This is a genomic window from Paracoccus aminovorans (assembly GCF_001546115.1).
Taxonomy (GTDB): domain Bacteria; phylum Pseudomonadota; class Alphaproteobacteria; order Rhodobacterales; family Rhodobacteraceae; genus Paracoccus; species Paracoccus aminovorans_B.
This window is the reverse complement of record NZ_KQ955211.1, coordinates 106,890-133,719: the sequence shown is the minus strand read 5'-3', so window position 1 is coordinate 133,719 and position 26,830 is coordinate 106,890. Positions and strand designations below refer to the sequence as shown.

Sequence of the window (26,830 nt, the reverse complement as noted above, 5' to 3'; positions counted from 1 at the left end):
GGGCCGGATTTGCAACCCGATGTTGCTGCACCGCCGCCCAGCAATGTTTCGTTACACGGGCGGCATCATGCCCCGCTTGCGAACATCGGCCCGCCGCGCCAGCGCGGAAAGCCGTAGCCGTGGATTTCCACCAGGTCGATGGCGGCGGGGCTTTCGGCGATGCCTTCCGCCAGGATGGCGCGGCCCTCGGCGGCCATCTCGGCCACCAGGGTCGCCGCGATCTCGGGCCCGGTTATGGCGGCGCCGGCGGTGACGGCGGGCGCCAGCAGCGCCGCCACCGTGGGCGAGACCTGCGGCTGACGCTCGCCCGGCGCATAATCGTACCAGCCACCGCCGGTCTTCTGGCCCTTGCGGCCTGCGCGGACCAGGATGTCGCCCAGCGTCTCGGGCACGTCCTGCCCGGCCGCGCGCGCGCCCTCGCGTTGCAGATGGGCGATGTCGAGCCCGCCCAGGTCCTGCGCCTGGAACGGCCCCATGGCAAAGCCATAGCCGCGCATCGCGGCGTCGATCCGGTCGATCGGCACGCCCTGCCGCACCAGCGCCTCGGCCGCGGCGCGATAGCGTTTCAGGATGCGGTTGCCGATGAACCCCTCGCAGATGCCGGACTGCACCGGGATCTTCTTCAAGAGCCGCGCCAGGGCAAAGCCGGTCGCCAGCGTGCGCGGCGCGGTCTCGGGGACCGGCACGATTTCCAGCAGTTTCATCACATTGGCCGGGCTGAAGAAATGCAGCCCGATGAAGCGGCCGGGATTTGCCAGCCCTTCGGCGATCAGCCGCGGATCGAGATAGGAGGTGTTCGTGGCCAGCACCGCATCCCCCCGGCAGACCCGGCCGAGTTGGTCGAAGACGGCGCGCTTGACGGCGATGTCCTCGAACACCGCCTCGATGACCAGATCGGCCTCGGCCAGGCTGGCGTAGTCGGTGCTGCCGGTCACGCCCTGGCGCAGCGCCGCAACCCGCTCGGGCGTCAGCTTGCCGCGCCTGGCGGCGCCGTCGAAGATGGCGGCGACATTGGCGAGCCCGCGCTCGACGGCCTCGGCGTCGCGCTCGATCAGGGCGACGGGCAGGCCGGCCTCGCGCAGGGCGGCGACGATGCCCGCGCCCATGGTGCCGCCGCCGATCACCGCGACGCGGGCCAGCGGCAGCGGGTCGATGTCGCGCAGCGCGGCGGGACGCGGCGCGGCGCGCTCGGCAAAGAACACATGCCGCAGCGCCGCCGCCTGCGTTGAGCCGCGCAGATCGAGGAAGGTCTCGCGTTCGAAGGCCATGGCCTGGTCGAAGGACACCTCGGCCGCCTTGCGCAGGCAGGCCAGCGCGCGCAGCGGCGCGGCGGCGCCCTTGGCCGCCTTGGCCGTGGCCTGTTCGGCACGGTCCCAGAAGCCCGGCTCGGGCGCCGCCACCGCGCGCGCGGACAGCGGCGCGGGCAAGGGCCGGGTCAGCGCCTCGGCGGCAAAGGCCAGGGCGCCGGGCAGCAGATCGCCTTCGATCACCGCATCGACCAGCCCCAGCGCCTGGGCGCGGGCGGCGCGGACCGGCTTGCCGGTGGTGACCAGATCCACCGCCGCCTCGACGCCCACCAGGCGCGGTGTCCTGACCGTGCCGCCGGCACCGGGGACGATGCCAAGCGTCACCTCGGGCAGCCCCAGCGAGGCGTCGGCCGCGGCGACGCGGAACCGGCACCCCAGCGCCACCTCCAGCCCCCCGCCCAGGGCCGAGCCGTGGATGGCTGCGACCCAGGGCTTGGCCGCCGCCTCGATCCGGGCGACCAGGTCGGGCAGGTGCGGCGGCACCGGCGGCTTGCCGAATTCGGTCACATCCGCCCCGGCGATGAAGGTGCGGCCGGCGCAGGCCAGCACCACCGCCCGCACGCCGGGATCGGCGTCGAGCGCCTCGGCCGCATCCCAAAGCCCCTGCCGCAGCGCCTGGCTCAGCGCGTTGACCGGCGGGTTGTCCACGGTGACGACGGCGATGTCGCCCTGCTTTTCGATGCTGACGACAGTCATGGTCAAATCCCCAGATAGGCTTCGCGGATGCGCGGGTCGGCGATCAGTTCGGCGGCCGGGCCGGTCATGGTGATGCGGCCCGTCTCCATCACATAGCCGCGGTCGGCGATCTTCAAGGCGCCGAAAGCGTTCTGTTCCACCAGAAGCACGGTGACGCCAAGCGCCTTGAGCCCGCTGACCACGTCGAAGATCTGTTGCACGATGATCGGCGCCAGCCCCATCGACGGCTCGTCCAAAAGCAAGCAGGCCGGCCGGCCCATCAGCGCCCGCGCCATGGCCAGCATCTGCTGCTGGCCGCCTGACAGCCCGCCCGCCGCCAGGTTGCGCTTTTCCCGCAGGATCGGGAACATGGCGAAGGCATCCTGCATGTCCTTGTCCACCCGGTCGTCGCTGAACAGGAAGGCGCCGAGCCGCAGGTTCTCCTCGACCGTCAGGTTGGTAAAGATCTGCCGGCCCTCGGGCGATTGCGCCAGGCCGCGCGACAGCCGGCGGTGCGCCGGCACCGTGGTCAGCCCCTCGCCGCGAAAGGTGATGGCCCCGGCCGAGACCGGCTGCACCCCCGACAGGCAGCGCAGCAGCGTGGTCTTGCCGGCGCCATTGGCGCCGACCACGGTCACGATCTCGCCCGATTCCACCGCCAGGTCGATGCCGTGCAGCACCTCGATGCGGCCATAGCGCGAGCGCAGCCCCTCAACCGTCAGCATGGGTGGCCTCCTCGGTTCCCAGATAGGCGGCGATGACCGCCGGGTTGCGGCTGACCTCCAGCGGCGCGCCCTCGGCGATCTTTTCGCCATGGTCCAGCACGACGATGTGGTTCGAGATGCGCATGACCATCTTCATGTCATGCTCGACCAGCAGGATGGCGGTGCCGGATGCGGCGACCTCGGCGATCAGGCGGTCGATCTCCTCGGTCTCGACGGCGTTGCAGCCGGCGGCGGGTTCGTCCAGCAGCAGCACCTTGGGCTGCAGGGCCAGCGCCCGGGCGATTTCCAGCCGCTTCAGCGAGCCATAGGACAGGTTGCCGGCCTGCCGGTCGGCCGCCCGCTCCAGGCCCACGCGGGCCAGCAGGGCGCGGGCGCCCGCCTCGGCCGCGCGGGCGCGGCGGCGGGCGCCGGGCAGGTTCAAGAGGTCGGCCAGCACCGGCCCGCGTTCGCGCAGGTGAAAGCCGGAGGCCGCGTTTTCCAGCACCGTCATGTTCTGGAAGATCTGAAGGTTCTGGAAGGTGCGCGACATGCCGCGCGCGGCCAGGCGGAACGGCTCCATCCCGGTCACGTCCTGGCCGTCCAGCACCACCCGCCCCGCGCCGGGCTGGTAGACGCCCGAGATCATATTGAACAGCGTGGTCTTGCCGGCGCCGTTCGGACCGATGACCGAGACGATTTCGCCCGGCTCGACCTTGAAGCTGACGTCCTGCACCGCCTTGAGCCCGCCGAAGCTGATGCCCAGGCCCTGGATTTCCAACAGGCTCATTCGTCCTTCCCCCTTAGCTTGCGCAGGACGGACGGCACCAGCCCCTGCGGCAGGAAGATCATCACCAGCATCATCACCAGCCCCAGAATGACCTGTTCGTAATCGGCGAAGACCGTCAGCACCTGCGGCAGCAGCGTCAGGATGCCGGCGCCGATCACCGCGCCCGGGACCGAGCCGACGCCGCCCAGAACCGCCATGGTCACCATCTCGATCGAGTGCATGAAGCCCGCGACATCGGGGGTGATGAACTTGTTCTGCAGCGCCAGCAGCGAGCCCGCGACCGAGGCATAGACCGCCGAGATCACGAAGGCCTGCAACTTGACCCGCGCCACGTCGATGCCCACCGTGCCGGCCGCGACCTCGGAGCCATGCAGCGCGCGCAGCGCCCGGCCCGTGGGGCTGTGATAGAGGTTCAGCGCCAGCCATGCCCCCACCAGCAGCGCGATGCCGGTCAGGCCATACCAGAACTCGCCGTTCGACAGGTCCAGGCCCACGTCTTTCAACAGCCCGCGCAGGCCCAGGTCCGGCACCTCGATCCCGTCCGGGCCCTTGGTCAGCCAGCGTTCGTTGTTCAGCACCATGGCGACCAGGATGCCGAAGCCCAGCGAGGCCACGCCCAGGTAATAGCCCTTGAGCCGCAGGATCGGCCGGCCGACGAGCCAGGCCAGCACGGCCGAGATCGCCGCGCCCAGGACCACGGCCAGCGCCGGGGGCAGGCACCAATGCACCGGCGCCAGCGCGCAGGCATAGCCGCCGATGCCGGCGAAACCGGCGTGGCCCAGGCTGATCTGGCCGGCATATCCGGTCAGGATGACGATGCCGGTCACCGCCAGCGCGTTAACGAACATCAAGGCGCCGATGCGGTAGTAATAGCCCGAGGGAAAGAACAGCGGCGACAGCGCGATCAGCGCCGCCAGCACCAGGAGCGTTGCATGTTTCTGCGACATCACACCCGCTCCGTCGATTTGCGGCCGAACAGGCCCTGCGGCATGAAGAACAGCACCGCCAGGATGACGACAAAGGCCGCCGCGTCCTTGTATTGCGACGAAAGATACCCCGCCGTCAGCGATTCCAGCAGCCCCAGCATCAGCCCGCCGACGAAGGCGCCCTTGGGGTTGCCCATGCCGCCCAGCATGGCGCCGGCAAAGCCCTTGAGCGCCAGCGCCAGCCCGACGTCATAAGAGGTCAGCGTGATCGGCGTCACCAGCACGCCGCCGAAGGCGCCGATGGCGGCCGAGAGCGCAAAGCTCAGCGTCATGATGAAGCGGGTGTTGATGCCGACGAGCTGCGCCGCCAGCCGGTTGTTCGAGGTGGCAAGCACCGCCCGGCCCAGCAGCGTGCGGGTGAAGAACAGCCACAGCCCGGCAAAGACCGCGAAGGCGCCGCCGATCACCCACAGGCTTTGCGACTGGATGGTCGCGCCCAGCACATGGATCGGCTCGGTGCCCGAAAAGGCCGGGAAGCTGTGGATCTGCTTGTCGAAGACCAGCTGCGCCGCGCCCCGGATGAAGATCGAGGCGCCGATGGTGATGATGATCAAGGACACCACCGGGGCGCCGCGCGCCGGCTCGATGGCCAGCTGGTTCAGCGCCACGCCCACCCCCGCCGTCACCGCGATGGCGATCAGCGCGGCCAGCGGCAACGGCAGGCCGGCGGCATGGGCAAAGACGGTGATCATGCCGCCCAGCATGACGAATTCGCCCTGCGCGAAATTCACCACGCCAGAGGCGTTGAAGATGATGGTGAAGCCCAGGGCGACAAGCGCATAGACCGCGCCGACCGTCAGCCCCGAAAACAGGAATTGCAACAGTTCAGACATGATGAGGCTTTCAGGCTGGCTATGCCCTTGTCGGGCGGGAACGGCCCCCTGCCGGGGGCCGCGGCGGCCTTACTCGACGATGGTCCACTTGCCGTCCTTGACCTGCAGCATGCGGAAGGCCGACAGGTCGAGGCCCAGGTGATCCTCGGGCGTCATGGTATAGATGCCGGTGGTGCCGGCCAGCGCCTTGGTCGCCTCCAGCGCATCGCGGATCGCCTGCGGCTCGGTCGAGCCGGCGCGGGTCACGGCGTCGGTGAGCAGCGCGAAACCGTCATGGGCATAGCCGCCGAAGGTGCTGACCGGCTGCTTGAACTTGCCCTCATAGGCGGCCTTGTAGGCGGTCACGACCGGCTTTTGCGCATCGCCCTCGGCCAGCAGCGCGGCCACCAGCAGCGCGGTGCCGGGCAGGCGCACGCCCTCGGCCGCATCCGCGCCCGCCAGCTCGATGAACCCGTCCGAGGCGACGCCGTGCGACTGATACAGCGGCAGGTCGATCGCCAGCTGCTTGTAGTTGCGGGTCACGATGGACGGGCCCTGGCCGAAGCCCGGGTTCAGCACCGCCTGCACGCCCTCGGCGTTCTTGATCTTGGTCAGCTGCGCCGTCATGTCGGCGTCCTTCGGATCATAGGTCTCGTCCGCGACGACCTCGATGCCGTAATCCGCGACCACGTCCTTGCATTGCGCCTGCATCGAGGCGCCGAACCCGTCGGTGCCCGAGATCATGCCGATCCTGGCGATGCCCTGCTTCTTCATGTCCTCGAAGATCTTCTGGCAGGCCATGCGGTCGGTGTGCGGGGTCTTGAAGGTCCAGGGCTTGACCGGCTGGATGATGTCGATGGCGCCGGCCAGCGAGATGAAGGGCACCTCGGCATCCTCGGCCACGGCCAGGATCGACATGCTGGTGCCGGTGGTGGTGCCGCCGATGATGGCCTGGACCTCGTCATCCTCGATCAGGCGGGTGGCGAAGGTGCGCGCCTTGTTGGCGTCGCCGCCGTCGTCGTAAAGCACCAGCTCGACCGGCTCGCCGTTGATGCCGCCCTTGGCGTTCAGTTCTTCGACCAGCATTTCCAGGGTCTTGGCCTCGGGGTCGCCCAGGAACGCGGCCGGGCCGGTGGCCGAGATCGAGGCGCCGATCTTCAATTCGGCGCTGGCGGCCGTGGCTAGGCCAAGCGCGATCAGGGCGGCCGGGGCGGCCGTCTTCAGGGTCGTCTTCATGGTTTTCTCCTCCCAGAGATTCTTGGTTCAGGCCGCCACCGGCCGCCGCCACATGGCGCGGCGGAAGCGGTTGGCGACGAAGGCGGTGTCGGTCAGGCTGGCATTGCCGGCCGGATTGGCTCCGGTGACGTGGAAGTCGCTGAAGGCCGCCGACTGGTTGACGAAGATATTGCCGGTCAGGTTCACCGACAGGTTGACGCCCGCCGCGACAAAGGCACGGGCGGCGCGGGCGATGCGGCTTTCATCGGTGTCGTAAAGCGCGGCGGTGATGGCGCCCTTGCGTCGGGCCAGGTCGGCGGCGCGACGGATGCCCGCATCGGCATCCGGCACGGCGATGACGAAACCGATGGGGCCGAAGCATTCCTCCTCGGCCAAGGGGTCGCCGTCGTTCAGCGCCAGCAGCAGCGGCGTCGCGGTGCGCCCCTGTCCCAGCGGCGCCGAATCGCGCAGGATGCGGCCGCGCGCCCGGGTCTCGGCGATGCGGGCCAGCGTGGCCGGGTTGGCGACGGCGCCGCAGACGCCGGCGGCGCGGGCCGGGTCCGACAGCAGCGCGTCCACCGCCGCCGCCAGGGCACGGCCGACCTCGTCGAAGCTGCGGTTCCCCTGGTCGGTGTCGATGCCGGCCTCGGGCACATAGATGTTCTGCGGCGCCGTGCACATCTGGCCGGAATAGAGCGCCAGCGAGAACGCCAGATTGGCGCACATGCCGGCAAAGTCGTCCGTGGCGGCGATGGTGACGGTATTGACCCCGGCCTCTTCGGCAAAGATCTGCGCCTGCGTCGCATGGCTGCGCAGCCAGGCCCCGAAGGCGCCCGAGCCGGTATAGTCGATCAGCCGCACCGCCGGATCGGTGGCGAGCCGCGTGGTGATCTCGGCGCCCTTGCGGTCCACGGCCAGCAGCACCGAATCGGCGGGCAGCCCGGCCTCGGCCAGCACCGCGCGCAGGGTGCGCACGGCCAGCGCCAGCGGCAGCACCGCCGCCGGATGCGGCTTCACGATCACCGGATTGCCGGTGGCGAGGCTGGCGAACATGCCCGAATAGCTGTTCCAGGTCGGGAAGGTATTGCAGCCGATGGCCAGCGAAAGCCCGGCCGGCACCAGCGACCAGTGCTTTTCCAGCACGATGGGCGCGGCCTTGCCCTGCGGCTTTTCCCAGCGCGCGGCGGGGGCGAATCGGGTCATCTCGTCCCAGGCCATCGCCACGGCCTCCAGCCCCCGGTCCTGGGCATGCGGCCCGCCTGCCTGGAATGCCATGGCAAAGGGCTGGCCGGTGGTGTGCATCACCGCATGGCCCATCAGGAAACTGTCGCGGTTGAGCCGCACCAGCGCCTCGAGGCAGGCACCCACGCGGGTCTCGGGCGCGGCTTCGGCCAGCGCCGGGGCGGCCGCCTGCGCCGCGGCGATCAGCGCGGCCGCATCCGCCGCCGGATAGGTGATTCCCAAGGCGCCGCCAAAGGGCGAGACCTCGGCTCCGATCCAGTCCGTGCCTGGATGGCCGGGCAGGTCCAGCCGCGAATCACGCAAGGCCGCGAAACCCGCCGCACCGTCCTCGCGCGCGGTTTCGCCATAGACCTTGCCGCTCGGCACCTCGGGGAAGGGCGTCCAGAACGCGCGCGAACGAGCCGCCGCCAGCGCGGCATCCAGCATGTCCCGATGGCGTTCGAAAAGCTCGTCCAAAGCGTCCTCCCTCGCTTGCTCCGATTTATCATTGACCGGCCGGTCGGTTTATGCAACAAAAATTTTCAGAGGCCCGGAGGGAGTGGGCCTGGGAGCAACTCATGACGGAAACGGTCCTGACGGCCTTGGCCGATGGCGTGTTGGTTCTGACGCTGAACCGCCCCGAGAAACTGAATGCCTTCAACGTGGACATGCACCTGGCCTTGCACGCCGGGCTGAAGCGCGCCCATGACGACGCGGCGGTGCGTGCCGTGCTGCTGACCGGCGCCGGGCGCGGCTTCTGCGCCGGGCAGGACCTGGGCGACCGCGATCCGTCCAAGGCGACCGAGGCACCGGACCTGGGCCAGACGCTGGAAAACTACTACAATCCGACGATCCGGCTGATCCGCGCGCTGGAAAAGCCGGTGGTCTGCGCGGTGAACGGCGTGGCGGCGGGCGCCGGCGCCAATATCGCGCTGGCCTGCGACATCGTGCTGGCGGCACAATCGGCGAAATTCGTGCAGGCGTTCTCGAAAATCGGGCTGGTGCCGGATGCCGGCGGCTCGTGGTCGCTGTCCCGCATCCTGGGCGAGCCCCGTGCCAAGGCGCTGGCGCTGACCGCCGAGCCGCTGCCGGCCGCAAAGGCCGCCGACTGGGGCCTGATCTGGAAGGCCGTCGAGGACGCCCAGCTGATGGACGAGGCCATGGCGCTCGCCAAGGCCCTGGCGGCCGGGCCGACGCTGGGCCTGGGGCTGACCAAGCAGCTGATCCAGGCCGCCGCCGACAACAGCCTGGACCGGCAGCTGGACCTGGAACGCGACGGCCAGCGCCGCGCCGGCCGCAGCGCCGATTATGCCGAAGGCGTCAGCGCCTTCCTGCAGAAACGCAAGCCGGAGTTCCGTGGCCAATGAAACCCGCAGCCGAAATGACCCCGCAGGAACTGGCCGAGGCCAGCGCCCGTGCCATGTGGAACGACGACAGCGCCAGCCAGCGCCTGGACATGAGCCTGGACCACATCGCTCCGGGCGCGGCGACGCTGTCCATGACCATCACGGCCGCCATGTCGAACGGCCACGGCAATTGCCACGGCGGCTATATCTTCACGCTGGCCGACAGCGCCTTCGCCTTTGCCTGCAACAGCTACAACCAGCTGACCGTGGCGCAACACTGCGCGATCACCTATCTTGTTCCCGGCCGGATCGGAGACCGGCTGACGGCCACGGCACGCGAGGTTTCGCGGCGCGGCCGCTCGGGGATCTACGACATACGCATCACCAACCAGACGGGCGAGCATGTCGCCGAATTCCGCGGCCATTCGCGCACCGTCAAGGGAACCCACCTGCCGGGCTGACCCCCCGGACGCCGCTTTGCATAGGGAGGAAGCCATGCAAGACCTGTCCCCGAACCGCAAGGAACTGGACCCGATCGAAACCGCCTCGCGCGACGAGATCGAGGCGCTGCAGTTCCACCGCATGAAGCGTTCGCTGAAGCACGCCTTCGAGAACTCGCCCTTCTACCGCAACCGCTTCATCCAGGCGGATGTGCATCCCGAGGATCTGAAGTCGCTCAAGGACATCGCGAAATTCCCCTTCACGGTGAAGCAGGACCTGCGCGACACCTATCCCTTCGGCATGTTCGCGGTGCCGCAGACCAAGCTGGTGCGCATCCACGGCTCGTCCGGGACCACCGGCAAGCCGACCGTGGTGGGCTATACGCAAGCCGACATCGACCATTGGGCGAACCTGATCGCGCGCTCGATCCGCGCGGCGGGCGGCCGGGCCGGCGACATGCTGCACAACGCCTATGGCTACGGGCTGTTCACCGGCGGCATCGGCGCGCATTACGGCGCCGAGCGGCTGGGCTGCACCGTGGTGCCGATGTCGGGCGGCATGACCGAGCGGCAGGTGACGCTGATCCACGACTTCAAGCCGCGCATCATCATGGTCACGCCCAGCTACATGCTGTCGATCCTGGACGAATTCCGCCGCCAGGGCCTCGACCCGCGCGAAAGCTCGCTGGAGATCGGCATCTTCGGCGCCGAGCCCTGGACCAACGCCATGCGCCAGGAAATCGAGGAAGCCTTCGACATGCACGCCGTCGACATCTACGGCCTTTCCGAGATCATGGGCCCCGGCGTCGCCATGGAATGCGTCGAGACCAAGGACGGGCTGCATATCTGGGAGGATCACTTCTTTCCCGAGATCATCGACCCGGTCACCGGCGCGGTGCTGCCCGACGGCGAGATGGGCGAGCTGGTCTTTACCACGCTGACCAAGGAAGCCCTGCCGATGGTGCGCTACCGCACCCGCGACCTGACCCGCATCCTGCCCGGCACCGCGCGCTCGATGCGGCGGATCGAGAAGATCACCGGCCGCAGCGACGACATGATCATCCTGCGCGGCGTCAATGTCTTCCCGACCCAGATCGAGGAGCAGATCCTGAAATGCGCGGGCTTGGCGCCGCATTTCCAGATCGAGCTGACGCGCGCCGGCCGCATGGACAACATGACCGTGCATGTCGAATGCGCCGAGGCGATGGCCGATGCCGACGCCCGCGCCAAATCCGCCAAGGAGCTGGCGCATCACATCAAGTCGGTGGTCGGCGTCTCGACCAGGATCGAGGTCAGGGATCCGAACGGCATCGCCCGCTCGGAAGGCAAGGCCAAGCGGGTGATCGACAACCGGCCGAAGGGTTGAGCCGCCCGCGACACCGCGACGCCGGGCCGGGCATGACAGCGGCGGGAAAACCCGCTAAAGCGGCGGGGGGGCCGGTCGGGCCCCTGTGCCATTCGCGCCCCGGCGCGTCGAAAGACCAGAAGACATGAGGACGGCATGGCTCGGACACGGGCGACGGATTTCGAGGAAAAGCAGCGCGGATTGCTGGACAGCGCGGCCGAGGTCTTTGCCGAACTGGGCATGGAAAAGGCCTCGATGGCGCAGATCGCGGCCCATGCCCATGTCTCCAAGGCCCTGCTTTATCACTATTATCCCAGCAAGGACGCGCTGATCTTCGCCATCATCGTCACCCATCTGGAGGAACTGGACGAGGCCATCGAACAGGCCGACGACGCCACCCTGGCACCCGAGCAGCGGCTGCGCAAGCTGGTCGGCACGGTGCTGGAATGCTATCGCGGCGCCGACAACCAGCACAAGGTGCAGCTCAATGCCACCTCGGCGCTGTCGGACGAGCAGAAGGCCGAGATCCTGGCGCTGGAACGCCGCATCGTCAAGCATTTCGCGCTGGTGCTGCGGCAGATCAACCCCGACCTCGACGACCCGCAGCGCCCGCTGCTGACGCCGGTCACCATGTCGCTCTTTGGCATGATGAACTGGGTCTACATGTGGTTCCGCGACGGCGGCCGCATCACGCGCGAGGATTACGCCGACGTGGCGACCACCCTGATCCTGGAAGGCATCAAGGCGGTGCGCTAGGGCCTCAGGCCGCCAGCGCCGGCACGAAACCGGCGCTTGCGGCGGCCTCGGCAAAGGACTGCCGCGCCGCGCCGACCGGGACAAGGCAGTTCATCGCCGCCTCGACCTGGCGCAGCGCCTGGCCGCGGGCCGGGTCGGCCACCGGCCATTTGCGGCACAGCCAATAATGGGCCTGCTCGATGGTGCTGAATTTCTGCACGTCGCCCTGTGGCGAGACGACGAAGCTCAGGGGCGTGCCCCAGTGAATCTCGATCATGGTGTTTCCTTGATGAAAAATGCTGCCCCGACCGCGCGGGGCCGCCGGTCGGGCAAAAAGAAAGGCGGGGCCGACATCGCCGGCCCCGCCTTCATGCAATGTCGGTTGGCTTATGCCAGCGCCAGGTTCGTCGCCGATTCGCGACCGTTGCGGTCACGCTCCAGGTCGAAGGTCACCGCCTGGCCGTCGTTCAGACCGCGCAGGCCGGCACGCTCCAGCGCCGAGATATGGACGAAAACGTCCTTCGAACCGCCTTCGGGGGCGATGAAGCCGAAACCCTTGGTGGCGTTGAACCATTTCACGGTGCCATTGGCCATCGTGTCATTCCTTATATAGATGCCGCTCGCGACATGCAGCGGCCCGGCAAAGCTGAAGATCGAAAGCTGAGCCGAAAGGAATCAGGTCCGAACATAGGTATGCCGCCCCTATATAGCGCAGCATGACCCGGTTTTCGAGGGGGAAGGTGAAAATTATCGCCCCTCACGCCCTTTTCTTTTCGAGCGCGCCGCGGGAGAGCCGGTCGAGCAGCAGGGCGATGGCGACGATGGCAAGGCCGGCGCGCAGGCCAAGGCCCATCTCCATCCGCGTCAGGCCGCGCGTGACCTCGGCGCCAAGACCGCCGGCGCCGACCAGCCCCGCCAGCACCACCATGGCCAGCGACAGAAGGATGCATTGGTTCAGCCCGACCAGCAGCGTGGGCGTCGCGGCCGGGAACTCGATCTTCCACAGGATGGTGCCGGGCTTCGCGCCGATGGCCTCGCCCAGTTCCTTGAGGTCCGTCGGCACGCCGCGAAAGGCCAGCGTGGTCAGGCGCAGCATCGGCGGGATGCCATAGACGATGGTGGCGATGATCGCCGGCACCTTGCCCAGGCTGAAGATCATCACCGCCGGGATCAGATAGACCCAGGGCGGCACCGTCTGCATCACGTCGAGGATCGGGCGCAGCGCCGCCTCGACCCGCGGCCGGCGCGCGGCCAGGATGCCCAGCGGAAAGGCGATGGCGACGGCGATCAACACCGCGACCACCACCAGCGCGATGGTCTGCATCGCGCCGGTCCACAGGCCCATCAGCCAGCAGAACCCCAGGCAGCAGGCCGACAGCACCGCGACCCGGCGCCCGGCGGCAAAGAAGGCCGCCAACGCGACCAGCGCAATCAGCGCCCAGGGCGGCAGTACCAGCAGCGCGCCCTCGATGGCGCCCAGCACGGCCTCGATGACCCGGGTGATCACCGCGAAGAAGCCGTGGAAATTGGCGTTCAGCCAGTCGACGACGGGGGCGAGAAAGGCTCCGGGATTAAAGGTCATTTCGTCCTCGCAAGGCTTTGGGTGACGCGGTCCAGCACCATGGTCAGCACCACGATGGCGATCGAGGCGTTGATGGATGTCGCGATGTCCAGCGTGCGGATGGCGCCGTAGATCGTCTCGCCAAGCCCGCCCGAGCCGACGATGCCGGCGATCACCACCATGCCGAAGGCCATCATCAGGCTCTGGTTCACGCCCGCCATGATCGAGGGCAGCGCAAAGGGCAGCCGGATCTTCCAGAACATCTGCGCCGGCGTCACGCCCGTGGCCTGGCCCAGCTCGATGAACTCGTGCGGGGTCTGGCGGATGCCGAGGCTGGTCAGCCGGATCGCCGGCGGCATGGCCACGATCACCGTGGCGACCAGCGCCGTGGCCGGGCCAAAGCCCAGCAGCGCGATCGAGGGCAGCAGGTAGATATAGGGCGGCATGGTCTGGATCAGGTCCAGCACCGGCACCAGCGCCCGGTCCAGCCGCGGCATCAGCCCGGCCATCACCCCCAAGGGCAGGCTGACCGCCAGCGCGATGACGGTGGCGGCGATGACCAGCGCCAGCGTGGCCATGGTCTCGGACCACAGCCCCATCGCGGCGCAGGCCGCCAGCGCGACGGCGGTGGCGATGCCGGCCCCCAGGCCCAGCACCCGCCAGGCCAAAAGCCCGACCAGCGCCGCGGTCACGTAGAAGGGCGGCAGCAGCAACAGCCATTGCACGGCGTCGAACAGCCCCTCGAGCAGCGCGCGGGCGCCGTCGAAGATGAAGGCGGCATGGTCGGTCAGCCAGAACAGCGCGTTATCGACGGTGCTGTCGAAGGTGGTGACGAAATCCTCCATGACGCCCCCTCAATGCGCGGCGGCGGCGGCATCGCCGCGCACGCCCAGCAGCAGGTTGCGGGTGGTGACGACGCCAAGGACGCGGCCGTCCTCCTCGACCGCGATGGCATCGCTGCCGGTCGCGGTGATCTGGCCGATCAGCGCGTCGATGTCGGCCTCGGGCGAGCAGCGCGGCAGGCCGTCCACCGGGCCGGTCGCGGGCACCATCACCGAATGCGCCTTGACCAGGTGCAGCCGCGAGATGCCGGCGACGAAATCGGCGACATACTGGTCGGCCGGGTTCATCACGATCTCCTCGGCGGTGCCGGTCTGGATGATCACCCCGTCCTTCATGATGGCGATGCGGTCGCCGATGCGGATCGCCTCGTCGAGGTCGTGGGTGATGAAGACCGCCGACTTGCCCAGCTCCTTGGTCAGCTGGCGGAACTCGTCCTGCAACTGCCGGCGGATCAGCGGGTCCAGCGCGGAAAACGGCTCGTCCATCAGGATGATCTCGGGGTCCGAGGTCAGCGCCCGCGCCAGCCCGACCCGCTGCTGCATGCCGCCCGACAGCTCGGACGGATAGCGCAGCATCCAGTCCGACAGGCCCACCTTGGCCAGCGCGGCCTCGGCGGCGCGGTTGCGTTCGTCGCGCGGCACCCCCTGCACCTCAAGGCCGAAACCGGCGTTTTCCAGCACGTTGCGCTGCGGCAGCAGGGCGACGGACTGGAAGACCATGCCGATATGGCGGGCGCGGGTCTCGCGCAGGGTGGCGGCGTCCATGGCGGCGATGTCGCGGCCCTTGACCAGGACCTGGCCCAGGCTCGGCTCGATCAGCCGGTTGAGCAGCCGGATCAGCGTCGACTTGCCGGAGCCCGACAGGCCCATGATGCAGAAGATCTCGCCGCGCCGCACCTCGATCGAGGCATCCGAGACGCCGACCACGCAGCCGAATTCCTTCAGCACCTCCTGCTTGCCCAGGCCCCGGCCGGTGATCGCCCCGATCGCCTCGCGCGAACGGTCGCCGAAGACCTTCCAGACCGACCGGCAGTCGATCAGAATATCCGTTTGTTCCATGTGCTTCCCTGTCGGTCCTGATTTGGCTTGGGCGGCCCCGCCCGGGGGCCGGGCCGCCCGGCGGGATCAATAGGACTTGATGTTTTCCCAGCGCTTCAGCCGGTCCTCGTGTTCGGTGATCCAGCCGGCGATGGCCTCGTCCATGGTCTTGCCGTCATTGACGACGGCATTGATCTGGGCCACCTCGTTGATCGGCACGAAGACGCTGCCGATGATCTCGCGCGCTTCCGGATTCGCCTCGGCAAAGCCCTTCTGCGCGATCCAGTAATAGGACTGCGGCGGCGCAAAGATGCCCTTGGGATCGGCCAGGAACTTGGTGTCGAACTTCAACGCCATCCAGGTCGGCTCCCACAGGGTGACGGCGATCCAGTCCTGGCGGTCGACGGCGGATTTCAGCGCCGCGGTCATGCCGGCGGTCGAGCCCTCGACCAGCTGCAGCTTCATGTCATAGGCATCGACCGCATCGGCCGCCTCGCGCATCAGCCCGGCGCCCGGCTCGATGCCGATGATCTTGCCGCCGAACTTGTCGGCATTCTCGTTCAACTGCTCGATCGAATCGATCGGCAGGTATTTCGGCACCGCGATGCCCTGGTAAAGCCCATGCGAGACCGGCGACAGCTTCTCCAGACGGTTCTTGTTGCGGTTCCAGTAATCCTGCGCCACGTAATCGGTCTGGCTGGCCAAGATCTGCACGTCGCCCTTGGTCAGTGCGGCATAGGCGATGCCCCATTCGGAAAACTCGGTCAGCTCAACCGTGTAGCCCTTGTCCTCCAGCACCTTCTTGGTGATGCCCGAGATCGGCGTCAGGTCCTCCCAGTCCATGGTGCCCATCTTGATGACCTTGTCCTGCGCCAGCACGGGCGAGGCAAGCCCCAGCGCCACAGCGCCGGCAAGGATGGCCTTGAAAATTCTAAGCATGTTTTTTTCCTCCTCTGTCCGATGATCTTGCAGGCCCGGGATGCAGCAGCCATGGCTGGCCACGCGCCGCGACAGGCATCGCGGCGGCCCGGGCCCGTCCTGCGACGGGGCATGCTAGGGAAAGGAAGGCACGTCTCGGGGACGCCCCGTCATCCTTGACAAGGGATTTATCCCGTGCACTCCGATTCCGGGCAAACGAGAATTTGCTTCGGTGGGGCATTAGTCATTCTGGCCCAGCCCGGGGCTTCTTTCTTGGGGAAATATCCCGGGGGAGTCCCGCAGGGACGGGGGCAGAGCCCCCTACCCCGCCTCGCGCACCGCGGCCAGCACATGGGCGACGAAACCCGCCAGCGCCGGCCGCTCCAGCGCGCGCTGCTTGCAGTTCAGGAAATTGCCGCGCCCGGCGGTCAGCGGCGCCGGATGGGCAAAGACCAGCCGGCCGCGGGCGATGGGCTCGCGCACCATGTGGTGCCAGCCCAGCATCACCCCCTCGCCCGCCATGGCGGCCGCCATCAGCAGGCTGACCTTGTTCGTGGACAGGCTGGCGGGCGCCTTGGCCCATTGCGCGCCTTGGGCGCGGAACCATTCCGCCCAGCCCAGCGGCTGCCAGCCGATGGCATCGGCGCTCCAATGCCGGTCGTGCAAATGCAGCAGGTTGACCCGGTTCAGGCTGTCGGGATCCTCGAACGGGCCGTGCCGGGCCAGGAACTCGGGTGAACAGACCGGCTGGGCGGTCTCGGGGAACAGGAAATGCATCTCCTCGCCGACCTCGCAGCGTTCGTTGCCGCACAGGAAGGCGACGTCGACATCGGCATAGTTGCGCAAGGTGTCGTCGGCGTCCGAGGCCAGCACCACGAAGCCCACCTCGGGATGCAGGGCGCGATAGCTGTCGATCAGCGGCTGCAGCCAGAACAGCGCCATGCCGTCGGTGGCCGAGACGGTGATGGTCTGCGGCCCCTCGTCCCCCGCCAGCACCGAGACCGCGGCGCTGATCGTGTCGAGCCCGGCGGTCACCGCGGAAAACAGGCTCGCCCCCTCGGGCGTCAGCTCCAGCGCATTGTGCTTGCGGATGAACAGCGCCACCTCCAGCGCCCGCTCCAGCAGGCGGATCTGCTGGCTGACCGCGCCCTGCGTCACGTTCAGCTCGCGCGCCGCCAGGGTAAAGCTCAGATGCTTGGCCGCGACCTCGAAGGTGGCAAAGGCACCCAAGGACGGCAGATGACGACGCCGGATCGGCGGCATGGGCGGCTCCTGATCTTCCCTTGGGACCATTCTAGCCGGAACCGATCGCCTTTCCAGCACGCTTGCCGCCCGGGCCATAGTTTTTCTAATGCGACCGTAAAGCACATTCTCCTTTGCGGCGAATCCGCTCCCGGCCCTAGCAAAGCGGTCATACCGTCCCCGCAGCAAGGAGGCCGCGACATGGCGCAACGCATGGTCCTGGAAGGCATTTACACCCCTGTTATCACCCCTTTCGACTCCGCTGGGGGGATTGACTACGACGCGCTGGCCGATCTGGTTGAGCGGCTGGTCTCGGCCGGGGTGCACGGGTTGATCTCGGGCGGCTCGACGGGTGAGAACTATGCCGAGACCGTCGAGGAACGCCTGGAATTGGCCCGCTTCATCACCGAGCGCAGCGCCGGCCGGCTGCCGGTCATCGTCGGCACCGGCGCCATGCGCACCCCCGACAGCATCGCGCTGGCCCAGGGCGCGCGCGAGATGGGCGCCGATGCCATCCTGCTGGCCACGCCGCCCTATTCGGTGCCGACCGAGGCCGAGAACGCCGCCAACGCGCTGGAGATCGACCGCGCCGCCGGCCTGCCGATCATCCTCTACAACTACCCCGGCCGGATGGGCGTCAGCATGGGGCGCGAATTCCTCGACATCGTCGGCGCCTCGGAAAACGTCATCGGCATCAAGGAAAGCTCGGGCGACGTGAACCGCATCCACACGCTGGCCTGCGACTATCCGAACATCCAGCTGAGCTGCGGCATGGACGATCAGGCGCTGGAATTCTTCGCCTGGGGCGCGCGCAGCTGGATCTGCGCCGGCTCGAACTTCCTGCCCGAGGAGCATGTCGCGCTGTATGAAGCCTGCGCCGTGCGCGGCGATTTCGCCACCGGCCGCCGGATCATGACCGCGATGATGCCGCTGATGGGCGTGCTGGAGCAGGGCGGCAAGTTCATCCAATGCGTCAAGCACGGGGTCGAGACCACCGGGTTGCGCGCCGGGCCGATGCGCCCGCCGCTGCAGGGGCTGAACGCCGATGAAAAGGCCGAGCTGGAAGCCGTGATCGCGACGCTGAAGACCGCCGTCGCCGCCATCATCGAGGGGGAATGACATGACCGATCTGCTGAGCGCCGAGGACTACAAGGCCATCGCCGCCGGGCTGGCTTTCCCGACGCAGGCCTTCATCGACGGCGGCTTCCGCCCGGCGCTGTCGGGCCGGACCTTCACCAGCACCAACCCGGCGACGGGCGAGGCGCTGGCCGAGATCGCCGCCTGCGACGCGCAGGATGTCGACGCCGCCGTCGCGGCCGCCCGCGCCGCCTTCGAGGACGGGCGCTGGTCGCGCCTGCATCCGGCCGAGCGCAAGCAGGTCCTGCTGCGCCTGGCCGCGCTGATGGAGGACCACGCCCGCGAACTGGCGGTGCTGGAAAGCCTGGACGCCGGCAAGACCATCTTCGACTGCGAAACCGTGGACGTGCCGGAAACCATCCATGTCCTGCGCTGGCACGCGGAGCTTATCGACAAGATCTACGACCAGGTCTCGCCGGCCTCGGACAACCACATCGCCATGGTGGTGCGCGAGCCGGTCGGCGTCGTGGGCCTGGTGCTGCCCTGGAACTTCCCGCTGCTGATGCTGGCCTGGAAGATCGGCCCGGCGCTGGCCGCGGGCTGTTCGGTGGTGCTGAAGCCGGCGGCGGAGACCACGCTCAGCACGCTGCGCGTCGCGGAACTGGCGGCCGAAGCCGGGCTGCCGGCCGGGGTGCTGAACATCGTCACCGGCTCGGGCTCCGCGGTGGGCGAGCCGCTGGGCCGGCACCCCGACGTCGACATGGTCAGCTTCACCGGCTCGACCGTGACCGGGCGGCGCTTCCTGCATTACTCGGCCGACAGCAACCTCAAGGAGGTGGTGCTGGAGCTGGGCGGCAAGAACCCCTGCGTGGTGCTGGACGATGCCGAAGACCTGGACGCGGTGGCGGCGCATGTCGTCAACGGCGCCTTCTGGAACATGGGGCAGAACTGCTCGGCCGGCTCGCGGCTGATCGTGCAGCGGGGCATCAGGGACCGGCTGCTGGAAAAGGTCCGGGCCGAGGCCGCGACCTGGCGGGTGGGCGATCCGCTGGACCCGGCCAACCGCGTCGGCGCCCTGGTCAGCCAGGCGCATTTCGACAAGGTCAGCGGCTATCTGGACGCCGCCCGCAGCGAGACCGTGCTGATGGGCGGCAACATCGTGAAGCCCGGCTTCATCGAGCCGACCGTGGTCGAGGCCGCACGCGACTCGAAGCTTGCGGTCGAGGAGATCTTCGGCCCGATCCTGACCGTGGTGGTGGTGGACAGCATGGACGAGGCCATCGCCGTGGCCAATGACACCGAATATGGGCTCGCCGCCTCGATCTTCTCGGCCAATGGCAAGACGGCGCTGCGCGGCGCCCGCGCCCTGCGCGCCGGCACGGTGACCGTCAACAGCTTCGGCGAGGGCGACATCACCACCCCCTTCGGCGGCTACAAGCAGTCCGGCTTCGGCGGGCGCGACAACTCGATCCATGCCCATGACCAGTATACCCAGCTCAAGACGATCTGGATCGACCTGACCCTGCCCGCGGCGGAGACCGACTGAGATGGCGGTCCACCAAGCCCTGCAAACCCCGGTCTTCAACGGACCCGCGGGCTGGCGCGCCATCCTGCCCCCGGTGCCGCCGCGCCCGCGGCTGCAGGGGGATGCGGGCTGCGACGTGGCGATCGTCGGGGCCGGCTTCGCCGGCCTCGCGGCCGCGCGGCGGCTGCGCCAGCTGGACCCGGCGCTGGAGGTGGTGATCCTCGAGGCCGCCCGGGTCTCCGAAGGCGGCACCGGGCGCAACTCGGGCTTCATGATCGACCTGCCGCATGAGCTGACCTCGTCGGACTACGCCGGCTCGGGCGACAGCCACGACCGCCAGCTGACGGCACTGAACCGACAGGCCATCGCCTTCGCCGCCTCGGCGGTCGAGGAATACGGCATCCCCGCCGGCTGGTTCCAGCGCGCGGGCAAGATCAACGCCGCCGCCTCGGCCACCGGCATGGCCGCGAACGAAAGCTACGCCCGCCACCTGCACGACCTGGGCGAACCGCACGAGATGCTGGACGCCCAGGCCATGCGCGAGATCACCGGCTCGGCCTATTACCAGGGCGGGCTTTTCACCCCGGGCACGGCGATGATCCAGCCGGCCGGCTATGTCCAGGGCCTGGCTGCCGGGCTGGAAGGCCAGGGCGTGCGCATCCACGAGGATTCGGCCGTGCTGCGCATCGAATCGGATGCGCAGGGCTGGCGGCTGGCGACGGCGCAGGGCAGCCTACGCGCGCCGCGGGTGATCCTGGCCAACAACGGCCACCTGGAAAGCTTCGGCTTCCTGCGCGGCCGGCTGATGCACATCATGCTGAACGCCTGCATGACCGAAGAGCTGCCGGCCGAGGCGATGCGCGCGCTTGGCGGTCACGAATGCTGGGGCGCCACCCCGGCCGACCCGATGGGCACCACCGTGCGCCGCATCGGCCCCGCGCAGGGCGGCAACCGCATCGTCATCCGCCAGGGCGGCTATTACCGGCCGAACATGCAGACCAGCGCGCATGACCTGTCGCGACTGGTCGGGATCATGCGGGAAAAGTTCGACGCGCGTTTCCCGATGCTGAAGGGCCTGCGCTTCGAATACAGCTGGTCGGGGCACCTGTGCCTGTCGAAGAACGCCGTTTCGGTCATGCGCCAGCTGGAGCCCGGGCTTTACGCCGCCTGCGTCGACAACGGCCTGGGCACCACGCGCAGCACGCTGACCGGCATCGGCGCGGCCGAATTGCTCTGCGGGCGCACCAGCGCGGTGACGGCCTTCTTCGCCGCCGAGGCCGAGCCCAGCCGCCTGCCGCCGCATCCCTTAGACACCATCGGCGCAAACGCCTATATGCGCTGGAAGGAATGGCAGGCGCGGCAGGAGTAAACCCCTGGCTATCCGCTAGCGGGCGAAGCCGCTGACATGGGGCAGCCAGGTCGACATTGCCGGCACGAAGGTCAGGATCAGCAGGGCCGCCATCGCCGCGACGAAGAAGGGCGGCAACTCGCGGATCAGCGCCGAAGGCCGCTGCTTGGTGGCCGAGGCGACCACGAAGATCAGGCTGCCGACCGGCGGCGTCATCAGCCCGAAGGTCAGGTTGACGATGACGATGATCGCGAAATGATCCGCGGCGATGCCCAGGCTATGCGCGATGGGCGCCAGGATCGGGACCAGGATCATCACCCCCGGCAGCGGGTCCATGAACATGCCGAAGACCAGCAGCAGCACGTTCACCATCAGCAGGAAGGCGATCGGCGACAGGTCCATCGCGATCACGGCATCGGCCATGGCCTGCGGCACGCCCTCGATGATCAGCACCCAGGCAAAGGCGCGGGCGGCGGCCAGGATCATCAGCACCGCGACCGACATGATCGCCGAGCGCAGGAAGGCGCCCCACAGGTCCGCCCAGCTGAACCCGCGATAGACGAAGGCCGAGACCGCGATGGCATAGAACACCGCCACGACCGAGGCCTCGGTCGGCGTGAACAGCCCGGCGCGGATGCCGCCGACGATCAGCACGATCAGCAGCAGCGCCGGCAGCGCCGCGCCGGTGTTGATCAGCATCTGCCGGACCGGCGGGCGCGGCTCCAGGCTGCGATAGTCGCGCTTGCGGCTGATCCACCAGTTCACCAGCGCGATCAGCCCCGAAATCAGCAGCCCGGGCAGCAGGCCGGCCATGAACAGCGATCCGACCGAGACATTGCGGTCCTGCAGCGCATAGATGATCATGGTGATCGAGGGCGGAATGATCGGATCGACCACCGAGACCGAGATGGTCAGCGCCCCGGCATAGCCCTTGGAATAGCCCGACCGCTCCATCATCCGCGCCATCATCGCCCCCGGACCGGCGGCCGAGGCCAGGGCCGAACCCGAGATGCCCGCGAACAGCGTCCCGGTCAGGATATTGGCATAGCCCAAGCCCCCGCGCAGGTGGCCGACGAATTGCGAGGCAAAGCGCAAGAGCATGCGCGAGATCGCCCCGGTGGACATGATCTCGGCCGCGAGGATGAAGAAGGGCACCGCCAGCAGCGGAAAGCTGTCCAGGCCGGTGAACATCTCCTTGACGACCACGACCATGGGATAGCGCCCGCCGATCGCCACGGCGGCAAAGGCCGACATCGCCAGCGCGAAGGCGACGGGCACCCCGATCACCATGAGGATCAGGAAGGCGGCGACCAGGATCTCAACCAACGGCGGCCTCGTCCGAATGCTCAAGCCCCGCGCGCAGATAGCGCGGCGCGATCAGCGCCAGATGCACGATCAGCAGCGCGAATCCCGCGGGCATCGCGGCATAGACCCATTTCATCGGCACGCGCAGCGCCGCAGATTTCTGCACCGACATCCGGCCCATGTAATCCAGCCCGACCCAGACCATGAAGCCGAAGAAGCCGAACAGCAGCAGCAGGATGATCCCCCGCAACACGCGCTGGCCCTGCGTCGGCAGCGCCTCTTGCGCATTGGTGATGGCGGCATGCGCCCCCTCGCGCAGCGCCAGCCCCGCGCCCAGGAAGGTCACCCAGATCATGGCGTAGCGCGCCACCTCGTCCGCCCAGGTCAGCGAGTTGCCGGTCAGGTAGCGGCCGGCGACGTTCCAGCCCAGGATCAGGGTCATCGCCATCAGCGCAAGCACCAGCACGGCACCGTTGACAGCGACGAAGGCGCGTTCGACCTGGCGCATGGCCGCCTACTCGACCGCGCTGATGCGGTCCATCAGCTCCTTGCCGAACTGGGCCTCGTAGGATTTGTAGGGCTCGGTCAGCGCCGCGCGGAACGCCGCCTTCTGCTCGGGCGTCAACTCGTTCACGGTCATGCCTTGTTCCTGCATCGACGCCACGCCCGAGGCATCGACCTCGTCGACATAGGCGCGCATGGCGACCACCGCGTCCTTGGCGGCCTTCTGGAAGGCGGCCTGCTGCGTCTCGTCCAGCCCGCCCCAGAGCGAGGGCGACACCAGGATGATGGTCGAGGAATAGACGTGCCCGTCCAGCGTCAGGTTCTTCTGGACCTCGTTCAGCTTGGCCGAGACGATCACCGACAGCGGGTTTTCCTGGCCGTCGATGGCGCCCTGTTCCAGCGCGCCGATCACCTCGGGCCAGGCCATCGGCGTGGGCGCGGCGCCAAGCGCGCGGAAGGCCTCGATATGGATCGGGTTCTCCATGGTGCGGATCTTGAGCCCGGCCATGTCCGCCGGGGTCTCGATCGCGCCGCGGTTCGAGGTGATGTGGCGGAAGCCCTGCTCGCCCCAGGCCAGCGCATGCAGGCCGGCATCGTCGAATTTCGCCAGCATTTCCTGGCCGATCTCGCCGTCCAGAACCTTGCGGGCATGGTCCTTGTCGCGCAGCAGGAAGGGAATGCCCAGCACGCCGACCTCGGGCACGAAATTCGTCAGCGTGCCGTCCGAGGCGATGGTCATCTCGACCGTGCCCAGTTGCAACCCTTCGAGCACCTCGCGCTCGCCGCCCAGGCCGGACGAGGGGAAATGCCGGAAGGTGAAGGCATCGCCGAGGCTTTCCTTGAGGGAGGCTTCGAAAGCCTTGGCGCCGGCGCCGTAATGGCTGTCCTCGGCCAGCGCATAGCCGATCTTGATCTCTTGCGCGGCTGCGGGCAGGGCGAATATGGCACCGAGCAGCGATGCAACCAGAACATGTTTCATTGCGAGCTTCCTCCCAGGGTCGGGCCGGGGTCTAGCGCGATACCGTGACTTGGCGCAATCCCAAAGCCGCCGTGGCGCGGTTCCGCGCAGGATGCTTTTGCGGGCGTCGCTTCACGGATGCGCGGCGGGCGGGAGCGCCGCCGGTTCGACCCGAATGCGGCGGCGCTTGGCGTCGGTCTCCGGCGGCAGGCCGGCGTGAAAGGCAAGCTCGGGCAGGACGGCCCCCATCTGCCCGGCCAGTGCGGCCAGGCTGGCGCGCAGCGCCGCCTCGGCCCCCGGCGCGGCGCCGTCCAGCCACAGGTGCAGCACCCTGCCGCGCTGGATGATGCGATAGTCTCGCAGGCTTTGCGGCAGGCAGGCGATGGCGGTGCGGATCGCCTCGGAGGGAACCATGCGCGGTCCCGCGGCCGCGGCCCACCACAGCATGTCGTCCTCGCGCCCCTCGATCCGGGCGAGGCGCTGGCTGGCGCAGCCGCAGGGGCACGGCCGGGGATCGGGGATCAGCACGTCGTTCAGGCGATAATTCAGGATCGGCAGGCTCTCGCGGGTGAAGTCGTGGATGATCGGGCAGAAGGCCCCCGTCGCCGGGTCGATGACCTCGCGGTCGATCCGCAGCCAGCGCTCGTTCAGATGCAGGCTGCCGGCATGGCAGGTCATGGCCAGCACGCCCTCGGTCGCCTGATAGACCTGATCGACGCGGAGGCCGAAGGCGGCCTCGATCAGCGCCGCATCCTCGGGCGACAGCGTCTCGGCGACCGAGATCACCCGGCGCGGCGCCAGCCGGATCCGGCCCGCCGCCTGCCGCTCGGCCAGCATGGCCAGCACCCGCGCCGGCGCGATCAGGACCGAGGGGGCCAGTTCCGCCAGCCGGGGCATCTGCGCATCCAGCGGCGCCAGCAGGTCGAAGAAGGCAAAGCGGACCAGCGGGTTCGACAGCCCGCGATACAGCGCATTGTCGGCGCGCATGAAGAACGCGATGCGCTGGCGCCGCCACAGCTCGGGCCAATAGCGCCCCAGCATGATCGCGGCCCAGAGCCGCCTTTCGCGCGGCGTGGCCAGGAACAGCCCGCGCTGGCCCGAGGTGCCGGTGGACAGCCCGACCGAGACATCGCCGATCAGCGGGCGGAAATCGCGGCTGGTCTCGGCGCGGATGGCGATGCGCATCGCGCGTCGCGGTCGATGCCGCAGGTGTTGATGGCCGAGACTTCCGCCATCAGCCGGGCCTTGTCCATGCGCGGCAGATCAGCCAGCGGCAGGTCCGCCATCGCGCGATAGAAGGGCGAACGCGGGATGACCCGGGCGCGAAAGCGGCGGAAGCCGGCGGCGTGATGCGCCTCGATCGCGGCGCGCGAGGCAAAGCCGCCGCCATAGCGGCTGTGCAGGAATGCGGTCGGGCTCATCTTGCGGTCTCGGGACAATGCGAGGGGTCGATGGTGATGTCGGGGCGGCGCAGCATCAGCGCGCGCAGCCGGGCAAAGGTCCGGCGATAGGCATGGGCATCACCCAGCCGGGCCAGCACCGGGCCGGGCGGCAGCCGGTTGGCGCGCAACGGCGCCTGGCCATAGGCGGCGTCGGCGACCAGGAAGCGGGCGGCCTCGGGCAGCCACAGGCCCATCTGCCCGGTGCCGTGGCCCGGCAGCGGCACCGCGATCAGGCGGCCATCGCCCAGCAGGTCGCGGCCCTGCGGAAACTCGGGCTGCGCGCAGGCCGCGACCGGCTGCGGATCGCGGGCCCGGATCGCGTCGCGCAAGCGGGCCGGGCAGCCGGCACGCAGGCTGGCAAGGTCTCCGGGCGCATGCAGCGCCGCGATGGCCTCGGCCGAGGCCATGACCGGAATGCCGGCCGGCAGGTCGATCAGCCCGGCGCTGTGGTCGGCATGCATATGGGTCAGGAACACCCGGTCCGGCAGGCGCGGCAACTGCCGCGGCAACCGCTCGCCGTCCGGCAGGCGAACCGGCGTCAGCCAGCGATAAAGCCGCGCCGGAAAGCCGCGCGTCGCGGCGAAGAACGCCGGCCCATAGCCGCAATCGACCAGCACGCAGGCGCTTTCGGTCTCGACCAGCGTCGCCAGGGCTGGAAAGGTCGCGAAGCCCGCACCCGGCAGGCCCGCGCCCCAGGCCGGGGCGCGGCATGCGCCGACCTTCAGCGTGGTCAGGCGAAGCATTCCGCCACCCCCTGCCGGAACCCGACCTGCGGACGATAGCCCAGCTCGCGCCGCGCGGCCGAGATGTCCAGCGTCAGGCTGCTGCCCAGCGAGGCCACGGCCTGCCGCGTCAGCCGCGGCTCGGCCCCGCCGCGCGCGCGGGCCACGGCCTCGGAGGCGCCGGCCAGCCAGCGCGCCAGCGCATAGGGCAAGGGCAGCCCGCGCAGCCGCAGCCCGCTTTCGCGCGCGATCATCGCGGCCAGCTCGCGAAAGCGGATGGCCTCGCCCGAGGTGATGTTCCAGACCCCGCCGCGCGGGCCCGAGGCGGCCAGGATCATCCCCCGCGCCGCGTCGTGCCGATGCGTCAGGTCGATCAGCGCCTGCCCGCCCCGGATCATCGGCACCCGGCCCTGCCGCATGGCCAGGATCACCCGCGGCAGCAGCGCCCGGTCGTGGCGGCCATAGATGGCGCGCGGCCGGATCGCGGTGCAGGCCATGGCGCCGGCGTGGTCCAGCACCATCCGCTCGGCGATCCGCTTGCTCTCGGCGTAAAGCGATAGCGGCCGGGCCGGCAGCGGCGCATCCTCGGCCAGGTCCAGCCTGTCGGTGCCATCGGCATAGATGCTGGGCGACGAGGCAAGGACGAAGCGCCTGACCCCTGCCCGCTCGGCCGCGTCCAGCAAGCGCCGGGTCGCCAGCACATTGGCGGCGTGGAATTCGTCCCGCGTGCCCCAGGCGGAACTGCGCGCGGCGCAATGGAACACGACGTCGGCTG

General features: G+C 68.9%; 28 protein-coding genes. 7 read left to right on the top strand and 21 right to left on the bottom strand.

Going from position 1 to position 26,830, the window contains the following annotated elements; genetic code table 11:
• Window positions 1-65 precede the first annotated feature (65 nt).
• From ASV56_RS20880 to paaN, 7 genes are all read right to left on the bottom strand, one after another.
• Window positions 66-2,003: a 3-hydroxyacyl-CoA dehydrogenase NAD-binding domain-containing protein gene (locus ASV56_RS20880; protein WP_062563891.1), complete on the bottom strand. Its 1,938-nt coding sequence runs from the start codon at window positions 2,001-2,003 to the stop codon at window positions 66-68.
• Window positions 2,004-2,005: 2 nt separating this feature from the next.
• On the bottom strand, window positions 2,006-2,707 hold the full coding sequence (locus tag ASV56_RS20875; protein WP_062563890.1) for an ABC transporter ATP-binding protein: 702 nt from the start codon (window positions 2,705-2,707) through the stop codon (window positions 2,006-2,008).
• Window positions 2,694-3,473 (bottom strand): ABC transporter ATP-binding protein, encoded by a 780-nt coding sequence (locus ASV56_RS20870; RefSeq protein ID WP_062563889.1) that lies wholly within the window; start codon window positions 3,471-3,473, stop codon window positions 2,694-2,696. Before ASV56_RS20870 ends, ASV56_RS20875 begins: the two co-directional genes overlap by 14 nt.
• Window positions 3,470-4,420, bottom strand: a complete 951-nt coding sequence (locus tag ASV56_RS20865) for a branched-chain amino acid ABC transporter permease (protein WP_062563888.1) — start codon at window positions 4,418-4,420, stop codon at window positions 3,470-3,472. Before ASV56_RS20865 ends, ASV56_RS20870 begins: the two co-directional genes overlap by 4 nt.
• Window positions 4,420-5,292, bottom strand: a complete 873-nt coding sequence (locus ASV56_RS20860; RefSeq protein ID WP_062563887.1) for a branched-chain amino acid ABC transporter permease — start codon at window positions 5,290-5,292, stop codon at window positions 4,420-4,422. Before ASV56_RS20860 ends, ASV56_RS20865 begins: the two co-directional genes overlap by 1 nt.
• A gap of 69 nt (window positions 5,293-5,361) precedes the next feature.
• Window positions 5,362-6,507 (bottom strand): ABC transporter substrate-binding protein, encoded by a 1,146-nt coding sequence (locus tag ASV56_RS20855; RefSeq protein WP_062563886.1) that lies wholly within the window; start codon window positions 6,505-6,507, stop codon window positions 5,362-5,364.
• A 27-nt stretch (window positions 6,508-6,534) separates the two neighbouring features.
• On the bottom strand, window positions 6,535-8,184 hold the full coding sequence (paaN, locus tag ASV56_RS20850) for a phenylacetic acid degradation protein PaaN (protein ID WP_062563885.1): 1,650 nt from the start codon (window positions 8,182-8,184) through the stop codon (window positions 6,535-6,537).
• Between the two features lie 101 nt (window positions 8,185-8,285).
• On the opposite strand from paaN, the gene paaG reads away from it, so the two are divergent.
• From paaG to ASV56_RS20830, 4 genes are all read left to right on the top strand, one after another.
• A complete protein-coding gene (gene paaG, locus ASV56_RS20845) occupies window positions 8,286-9,074 on the top strand; it encodes a 2-(1,2-epoxy-1,2-dihydrophenyl)acetyl-CoA isomerase PaaG (protein WP_062563884.1) in 789 nt (262 codons plus the stop codon).
• A 14-nt stretch (window positions 9,075-9,088) separates the two neighbouring features.
• A complete protein-coding gene (gene paaI, locus ASV56_RS20840; RefSeq protein ID WP_216635427.1) occupies window positions 9,089-9,514 on the top strand; it encodes a hydroxyphenylacetyl-CoA thioesterase PaaI in 426 nt (141 codons plus the stop codon).
• Between the two features lie 34 nt (window positions 9,515-9,548).
• Complete coding sequence (paaK, locus tag ASV56_RS20835; protein WP_062563882.1) at window positions 9,549-10,859, top strand: phenylacetate--CoA ligase PaaK; 1,311 nt, start codon at window positions 9,549-9,551, stop codon at window positions 10,857-10,859.
• A gap of 135 nt (window positions 10,860-10,994) precedes the next feature.
• Window positions 10,995-11,594 carry a TetR/AcrR family transcriptional regulator gene (locus tag ASV56_RS20830; protein ID WP_062563881.1) on the top strand — a complete coding sequence of 200 codons (600 nt, stop codon included), beginning with the start codon at window positions 10,995-10,997 and terminating at the stop codon, window positions 11,592-11,594.
• Window positions 11,595-11,598: 4 nt separating this feature from the next.
• On the opposite strand, the gene ASV56_RS20825 is transcribed toward ASV56_RS20830, so the two are convergent.
• The 7 genes from ASV56_RS20825 to ASV56_RS20795 form a co-directional block, all read right to left on the bottom strand.
• A complete protein-coding gene (locus tag ASV56_RS20825; protein ID WP_156429267.1) occupies window positions 11,599-11,850 on the bottom strand; it encodes a DUF982 domain-containing protein in 252 nt (83 codons plus the stop codon).
• A gap of 110 nt (window positions 11,851-11,960) precedes the next feature.
• Window positions 11,961-12,167 (bottom strand): cold-shock protein, encoded by a 207-nt coding sequence (locus ASV56_RS20820; RefSeq protein WP_018001583.1) that lies wholly within the window; start codon window positions 12,165-12,167, stop codon window positions 11,961-11,963.
• Window positions 12,168-12,330: 163 nt separating this feature from the next.
• Window positions 12,331-13,155, bottom strand: a complete 825-nt coding sequence (locus tag ASV56_RS20815; protein WP_062563880.1) for an ABC transporter permease — start codon at window positions 13,153-13,155, stop codon at window positions 12,331-12,333.
• On the bottom strand, window positions 13,152-13,979 hold the full coding sequence (locus ASV56_RS20810) for an ABC transporter permease (protein WP_062563879.1): 828 nt from the start codon (window positions 13,977-13,979) through the stop codon (window positions 13,152-13,154). The genes ASV56_RS20815 and ASV56_RS20810 overlap by 4 nt, the downstream gene beginning before the upstream one ends.
• A gap of 9 nt (window positions 13,980-13,988) precedes the next feature.
• Window positions 13,989-15,035: a quaternary amine ABC transporter ATP-binding protein gene (locus ASV56_RS20805; protein WP_062563878.1), complete on the bottom strand. Its 1,047-nt coding sequence runs from the start codon at window positions 15,033-15,035 to the stop codon at window positions 13,989-13,991.
• A gap of 66 nt (window positions 15,036-15,101) precedes the next feature.
• Window positions 15,102-15,953, bottom strand: a complete 852-nt coding sequence (locus tag ASV56_RS20800) for a glycine betaine ABC transporter substrate-binding protein (protein ID WP_062564058.1) — start codon at window positions 15,951-15,953, stop codon at window positions 15,102-15,104.
• Window positions 15,954-16,253: 300 nt separating this feature from the next.
• Window positions 16,254-17,195 (bottom strand): LysR substrate-binding domain-containing protein, encoded by a 942-nt coding sequence (locus tag ASV56_RS20795; RefSeq protein WP_062563877.1) that lies wholly within the window; start codon window positions 17,193-17,195, stop codon window positions 16,254-16,256.
• A gap of 192 nt (window positions 17,196-17,387) precedes the next feature.
• Here ASV56_RS20795 and ASV56_RS20790 point away from each other — a divergent pair, with 192 nt between their 5' ends.
• Genes ASV56_RS20790 through ASV56_RS20780 form a run of 3 tightly spaced genes read left to right on the top strand, consistent with a single transcriptional unit; the run spans window position 17,388 to window position 21,145 of the window.
• A complete protein-coding gene (locus ASV56_RS20790) occupies window positions 17,388-18,293 on the top strand; it encodes a dihydrodipicolinate synthase family protein (protein WP_062564057.1) in 906 nt (301 codons plus the stop codon).
• Between the two features lies 1 nt (window position 18,294).
• A complete protein-coding gene (locus ASV56_RS20785; protein ID WP_062563876.1) occupies window positions 18,295-19,797 on the top strand; it encodes an aldehyde dehydrogenase in 1,503 nt (500 codons plus the stop codon).
• A gap of 1 nt (window position 19,798) precedes the next feature.
• Window positions 19,799-21,145, top strand: a complete 1,347-nt coding sequence (locus ASV56_RS20780) for an NAD(P)/FAD-dependent oxidoreductase (protein ID WP_062563875.1) — start codon at window positions 19,799-19,801, stop codon at window positions 21,143-21,145.
• Window positions 21,146-21,160: 15 nt separating this feature from the next.
• Here the strand turns inward: ASV56_RS20780 and ASV56_RS20775 are convergent, their stop codons facing one another.
• The 7 genes from ASV56_RS20775 to ASV56_RS20750 all read right to left on the bottom strand — a co-directional run bounded on the left by ASV56_RS20775 (window position 21,161) and on the right by ASV56_RS20750 (window position 26,819).
• Window positions 21,161-22,450, bottom strand: coding sequence for a TRAP transporter large permease (locus ASV56_RS20775; RefSeq protein ID WP_062563874.1), 1,290 nt, complete (start codon window positions 22,448-22,450; stop codon window positions 21,161-21,163).
• Window positions 22,443-22,937 (bottom strand): TRAP transporter small permease, encoded by a 495-nt coding sequence (locus ASV56_RS20770; protein ID WP_062563873.1) that lies wholly within the window; start codon window positions 22,935-22,937, stop codon window positions 22,443-22,445. The genes ASV56_RS20775 and ASV56_RS20770 overlap by 8 nt, the downstream gene beginning before the upstream one ends.
• Before the next feature lie 6 nt (window positions 22,938-22,943).
• Window positions 22,944-23,912, bottom strand: a complete 969-nt coding sequence (locus tag ASV56_RS20765) for a TRAP transporter substrate-binding protein (RefSeq protein ID WP_062563872.1) — start codon at window positions 23,910-23,912, stop codon at window positions 22,944-22,946.
• A gap of 111 nt (window positions 23,913-24,023) precedes the next feature.
• Window positions 24,024-25,076: a F390 synthetase-related protein gene (locus ASV56_RS20760; protein ID WP_253880200.1), complete on the bottom strand. Its 1,053-nt coding sequence runs from the start codon at window positions 25,074-25,076 to the stop codon at window positions 24,024-24,026.
• On the bottom strand, window positions 25,028-25,312 hold the full coding sequence (locus ASV56_RS24690) for a hypothetical protein (RefSeq protein ID WP_253880198.1): 285 nt from the start codon (window positions 25,310-25,312) through the stop codon (window positions 25,028-25,030). Before ASV56_RS24690 ends, ASV56_RS20760 begins: the two co-directional genes overlap by 49 nt.
• On the bottom strand, window positions 25,309-26,076 hold the full coding sequence (locus tag ASV56_RS20755) for an MBL fold metallo-hydrolase (protein WP_062563871.1): 768 nt from the start codon (window positions 26,074-26,076) through the stop codon (window positions 25,309-25,311). Before ASV56_RS20755 ends, ASV56_RS24690 begins: the two co-directional genes overlap by 4 nt.
• On the bottom strand, window positions 26,064-26,819 hold the full coding sequence (locus tag ASV56_RS20750) for an NAD-dependent epimerase/dehydratase family protein (protein WP_082724958.1): 756 nt from the start codon (window positions 26,817-26,819) through the stop codon (window positions 26,064-26,066). The genes ASV56_RS20755 and ASV56_RS20750 overlap by 13 nt, the downstream gene beginning before the upstream one ends.
• Window positions 26,820-26,830: the final 11 nt, after the last annotated feature.